The organism is Streptococcus sp. CL8.13, assembly GCF_049737895.1.
Window position 1 is genome coordinate 1 of sequence record NZ_JBKOTT010000062.1, and the last position, 5,331, is coordinate 5,331.

Below are 5,331 nucleotides of genomic sequence, written 5' to 3' on the forward strand. Positions count from 1 at the left end.
AGAATGCTATGTGACTAGAAAGGAAGTTGAATGAAGCAATCTATTTCAAATCTCAAGTTGGCGGAACGTGGTGCCATTATCAGCATTTCGACCTACCTGCTCTTGTCTGCGGCCAAATTGGCTACTGGCCATCTTCTTCATTCATCCAGTTTGGTGGCCGATGGTTTTAACAACGTCTCGGACATCATTGGAAATGTGGCCCTCTTGATAGGGATTCGAATGGCCCGCCAGCCTGCAGACCGTGACCACCGTTTTGGTCACTGGAAGATTGAAGATTTGGCTAGCTTAGTCACTTCCATCATCATGTTTTATGTTGGCTTTGATGTGCTGAGGGATACCATTCAAAAGATTCTCAGCCGGGAAGAAACGGTCATTGATCCTCTGGGCGCAACTCTAGGAATCATTTCTGCAGCGGTTATGTTTGTGGTCTATCTCTACAATACTCGCCTCAGTAAGAAATCCAACTCCAAGGCCCTGAAAGCAGCTGCAAAGGATAATCTTTCTGATGCTGTCACCTCACTTGGTACTACCATTGCCATCCTGGCTAGCAGCTTTAATTATCCGATTGTGGATAAACTGGTTGCCATCGTCATCACTTTCTTTATCTTGAAAACTGCCTATGATATCTTTATCGAGTCTTCCTTTAGTCTTTCAGATGGTTTTGACGACCGTTTGCTTGAGGATTATCAAAAGGCCATCATGGAAATTCCCAAAATCAGCAAGGTTAAGTCTCAAAGAGGTCGCACCTACGGTAGCAATATTTACCTTGATATTACGCTAGAAATGAATCCTGACTTGTCGGTTTATGAGAGCCACGAGATTGCGGATCAAGTCGAGTCTATGCTGGAAGAACGTTTTGGCGTCTTTGATACCGATGTCCATATCGAGCCAGCACCTATCCCTGAGGATGAGATTTTAGACAATGTCTACAAAAAATTGCTTATGCGTGAACAATTGATTGACCAAGGAAATCAACTGGAAGAACTCTTGGCTGATGATTTTGTCTATATTCGGCAAGATGGAGAGCAGATGGATAAAGAGGCCTATACAGCCGAAAAAGACTTGAATTCTGCTATCAAGGACATCCAAATCACTTCCATCAGTCAAAAGACCAAACTCATCTCCTATGAGTTAGATGGTATCATCCATACCAGTATCTGGCGTCGCCACGAAACCTGGCAAAATATCTTTCACCAAGAAACAAAAAAAGAATAGAGAAATCCTGTCATGAGACGGGATTTTTCTATTCTTTTAACTATTAAAGTCACTTAGATACTCATAGCGTTCGTATTTTTCAAGGAGTGCTTCGTTTTTCTCATCCAGTTCTTTTTGAAGAGTAGCTAGTTTGCCGAAGTCAGATCCGTTTACCTGCATTTCCCCTTCAATAGCAGCGATACGATTTTCCAAGGTTTCAATATCGCCTTCAATGCTTGCCCACTCCTGCTTTTCTTGGTAGGTCATGCGTTTCTTGTCTTCTCGAACCTTGACGACTTTTTCCTTTTCGGCTTTTTGAACTTGATTGGCCATCTCTGTTTCAAAGGCTTTTTCATCAAGATAGTCGGTGTAATGACCAAAGAAAGGACGAATCTTGCCATCCTCAAAAGCGAGAATCTTGGTCGCTACCTTATCTAAGAAATAACGGTCATGGCTAACTGTCAAAACTGGACCAGCAAAACCTTGCAAGAAATTCTCCAAAACTGTCAAGGTCGCAATATCTAGGTCATTTGTCGGTTCGTCCAAGAGAAGAACATTTGGTTTTTCCAAGAGCAGTTTGAGGAGATAAAGACGTTTTTTTTCTCCCCCTGACAATTTCTCAATCAAGGTTCCATGCGTCGAACGTGGGAAAAGGAACTGCTCCAACAACTCTGCAATGGAAGTTGTAGTACCACCGCTAGTCTTAACCTCTTCTGCCACTTCCTGCAGGTAATTGATCACTCTCTTGCTTTCATCCAAGCCCTCAATTTGCTGAGAGAAATAGGCGATGCGAACAGTTTCCCCAATCACAACTTGTCCTGCTGTCGGCTCAAGACTGCCTGCAATCAGGTTGAGTAGGGTTGATTTTCCCACACCGTTATCCCCAACGATTCCGATACGGTCTTTAGCCTGAACTAAGAGATTAAAATCTTGCAAAATGGGCTTATTTTCATAGGCAAAAGAAACATCCTGAAACTCGATGACCTTTTTCCCAATCCGACTAGTTTCAAAGTTCATGGTCAAGTCTGTCTCAGCAACGCCGCCTGAAACTTCCTTTTTCAGGTCGTGGAAACGATTGATACGAGCCTGCTGCTTGGTCGCACGCGCCTGCGGTTGTCTGCGCATCCAGGCCAATTCTTGCTTATAAAGTTGTTCCTTTTTATGAAGTAGAGCCGCGTCGCGCTCATCCTGTTCCGCCTTTAGGCGAACATAGTCCTGATAATTGCCCTGATATTCTGTTAAGCCTGCTCGGTCCAACTCGAAAATCCGTGTTGACAAAGCGTCTAAGAAATAACGATCGTGAGTGATAAAGAGAACTGTCTTCTTAGAATTTTTTAAAAAGAGGGTCAGCCACTCAATAGTCACAATGTCCAGATGGTTGGTCGGCTCATCCAAAAGCAAAAGGTTGTGGTTGCCAAGAAGAACTTGCGCCAACTGGACCCGTCTTCTTAGACCACCTGACAATTCCCCAACAGGAGTGGATAAGTCCTGAATCCCCAGCTTGCTGAGAACGGTCTTGACCTGACTCTCAATTTCCCAAGCTTGGAGAGAGTCCATTTCTGCCATGACTCGTTCCAAACGCGCCTGCTTGTCCTCACTATAGTTGAGCATAATCAACTCATATTCACGAATGAGCTGGATTTCCTTGAGATCGCTGGATAGGACTGTATCCAAGACCGTCTTGCTATCATCAAAATCAGGATCTTGAGTCAAGTAACCAATCTGGTAATCATTCTTAGCTGAAAAGGGACTCACATCCCCATCAAAGCCAGAAACACCAGAAAGAACATCTAAAAGGGTGGTCTTCCCTGTTCCATTGACACCAATCAGACCAATTCTGTCTAGGTCATGGATAATAAAGGAAATATCCTTAAAAACGGTCTTATCACCGACGGATTTACTTAGTTTTTCAACGATAAAATCACTCATTTTTTCTCCCTCAAGTAAGCATGGATGGCTTGTAGGTCATTTTCCAATGTTCCATCGACAATGGCATATTCAATCTCTGTTAAAATCTCTCCCAAGTCTGGGCCCGGCTGATAACCATATTCCTTGATCAAAATACCACCGTTGATTTGGATTTCTTTCTTATCATGAATGGTCAGACTCTGGTAGGTTTCTGTGATGACTTGTGGGTTGACTGGTTTTCCCTGAGCCTGACGAAGATTTTCAGCCTGTAAAAGCAAATCCAAGTCAAAGCGGTAACAATCGCGCTTGCTCAATTCTCCCTTTTCACGCAAGGCCAAAATAGTCAGTAAATCCTGAACTTGCTTAGCAAACTGGCGTGAGGTCTTCCAAGCCTTCAAAAAGGGCTGCGCATTTTCAATATCCAAAGCCCACAGTAGAGCCGCCCAGGCTTGTTCAGAGGATTCAAAAGTAAAATCGGTCTCTAACTCAAACAGTCTGTTAAGCTTGTCCTGGCTAGCTGCCATATCAGGGAGATAATCATAAGCTTGACTCTCAATCATGGAAGCCAAGCCCCTTCTCCAAAATGGAGCCAGCAAGAGTTTATCAAACTCAACGAAGGTACGCTCTACAGAAATTTTCTCCAAAAGTGGCGTCAAAGTCTTCATAGCTTTAAATGTTTCTGACTCAAGCTCAAAGCCAAGACTGGCCTGAAAACGGAAGCCACGCATAATCCGCAAAGCATCTTCGTTGAAACGCTCACTTGCCACTCCAACTGCTCGTAAGACTTGCTTTCCCAAATCGTCTAAACCATGGAACAAGTCAATGATTTCCCCTGTCTCGTCCAAGGCAAAGGCGTTGACTGTAAAATCACGGCGTTTGAGGTCTTCTTCTAGCGAACGCACAAAGGAAACCGCACTGGGTCTTCGATAGTCCACATAGACATCTTCTGTCCGAAAGGTGGTTACCTCATACTCCTCGTCCCCATCTAAGACCAAGACAGTTCCATGCTCGATTCCGATATCGGCTGTTCGCGGAAAAATCTGCTTGGTCTCTTCTGGATAAGAAGACGTTGCGATATCCACATCATGGATAGGGCGATTGAGAAGGGCATCTCGAACAGAACCTCCAACAAAATAGGCCTCAAATCCTGCTTCTTTAATTTTTTCTAATACTGGTAAAGCCTTCTGAAATTCAGAAGGCATTTGCGTTAATCTCATAATAAGTGTTCTAATCCATAGACAAGCTCATGACGCTTGACAACTTCTTTAATTCCCAAATTCACCCCTGTCATGAAGGAGCTGCGATCATAGGAGTCATGACGGAGGGTCAATCCTTCTCCCTGATTGCCAAAGATGACTTCCTGATGGGCTACCAAACCTGGCAAACGAACTGAGTGGATACGCATGCCATCAAAATCAGCACCACGAGCACCTGCAATGAGTTCTTCCTCGTCTACTGCACCCTGCTGGATAGACTCTCGAACTTCTGCCATTAATTCAGCTGTTTTAATAGCTGTTCCACTCGGAGCATCTTTTTTCTTGTCATGATGAAGCTCGATAATCTCCACATTTGGGAAATATTTAGCAGACTGCCTTGCAAATTGCATGAGCAAGACAGCACCCAAGGCAAAGTTAGGAGCAATCAAGCCACCCAAATCTTGGACACGAGAAAATTCTTTTAGCTCTGCAATTTCTTCACTTGTGAAACCTGTTGTTCCAACTACTGGAGCAAAGCCATTTTCAAGAGCAAAACGTGTATTTTCGTAGGCAACAGTTGGAGTAGTAAAATCTACCCAGACATCCGCTTCAAAACCAACCAAATCAGCCTTATCCTTGAAAACAGGAATTCCCTGCCATTCTGACTCAGACTCAAAAGGATCCAAAACTGCTACCAAGTCTAAGTCTGGATCAGCCAAAACCATCTGACAAGCAGCCTGGCCCATCTTTCCCTTAAAACCAGCAATAATTACTCGAATACTCATCTCTACTCCTGTCTAAGATACAAAGCCTGTAGGAACACAAAGTGAAAATAGGAGTTCTGATCAAGAAGTGTCTACTCCTTGGAAGAACTATCTTTTTCACACAGGGTTCCAGGCGTGTTCATTTGCTAACTTCTTAACTAAGCTAAAAGTCCCAACTAAATCACTGGAATATAACCTAGAGCAATACTTCCTGCTCCTAGGTGGGTCCCAATGACACTACCAAATGTAGCAAGTGAAATATCCGTACC

At 43.7% G+C, this 5,331-nt stretch carries 4 protein-coding genes and 1 pseudogene; 1 reads left to right on the forward strand and 4 read right to left on the reverse strand.

Annotated elements, in window-relative coordinates:
- Positions 1–30: 30 nt before the first annotated feature.
- A complete protein-coding gene (gene mntE / locus ACLNCN_RS03085; protein WP_424844590.1) occupies positions 31–1,215 on the forward strand; it encodes a CDF family manganese efflux transporter MntE in 1,185 nt (394 codons plus the stop codon).
- Positions 1,216–1,251: 36 nt separating this feature from the next.
- Here the strand turns inward: mntE and ACLNCN_RS03090 are convergent, their stop codons facing one another.
- From ACLNCN_RS03090 to ACLNCN_RS03105, 4 genes and pseudogenes are all read right to left on the reverse strand, one after another.
- Positions 1,252–3,123: an ABC-F family ATP-binding cassette domain-containing protein gene (locus ACLNCN_RS03090; protein WP_424844591.1), complete on the reverse strand. Its 1,872-nt coding sequence runs from the start codon at positions 3,121–3,123 to the stop codon at positions 1,252–1,254.
- Positions 3,120–4,319, reverse strand: coding sequence for a CCA tRNA nucleotidyltransferase (locus ACLNCN_RS03095; protein WP_084925762.1), 1,200 nt, complete (start codon positions 4,317–4,319; stop codon positions 3,120–3,122). The genes ACLNCN_RS03090 and ACLNCN_RS03095 overlap by 4 nt, the downstream gene beginning before the upstream one ends.
- On the reverse strand, positions 4,316–5,083 hold the full coding sequence (dapB, locus tag ACLNCN_RS03100) for a 4-hydroxy-tetrahydrodipicolinate reductase (RefSeq protein WP_000027874.1): 768 nt from the start codon (positions 5,081–5,083) through the stop codon (positions 4,316–4,318). Before dapB ends, ACLNCN_RS03095 begins: the two co-directional genes overlap by 4 nt.
- Before the next feature lie 155 nt (positions 5,084–5,238).
- A pseudogene (locus ACLNCN_RS03105) lies at positions 5,239–5,331 on the reverse strand (DegV family protein); the annotation flags it as partial.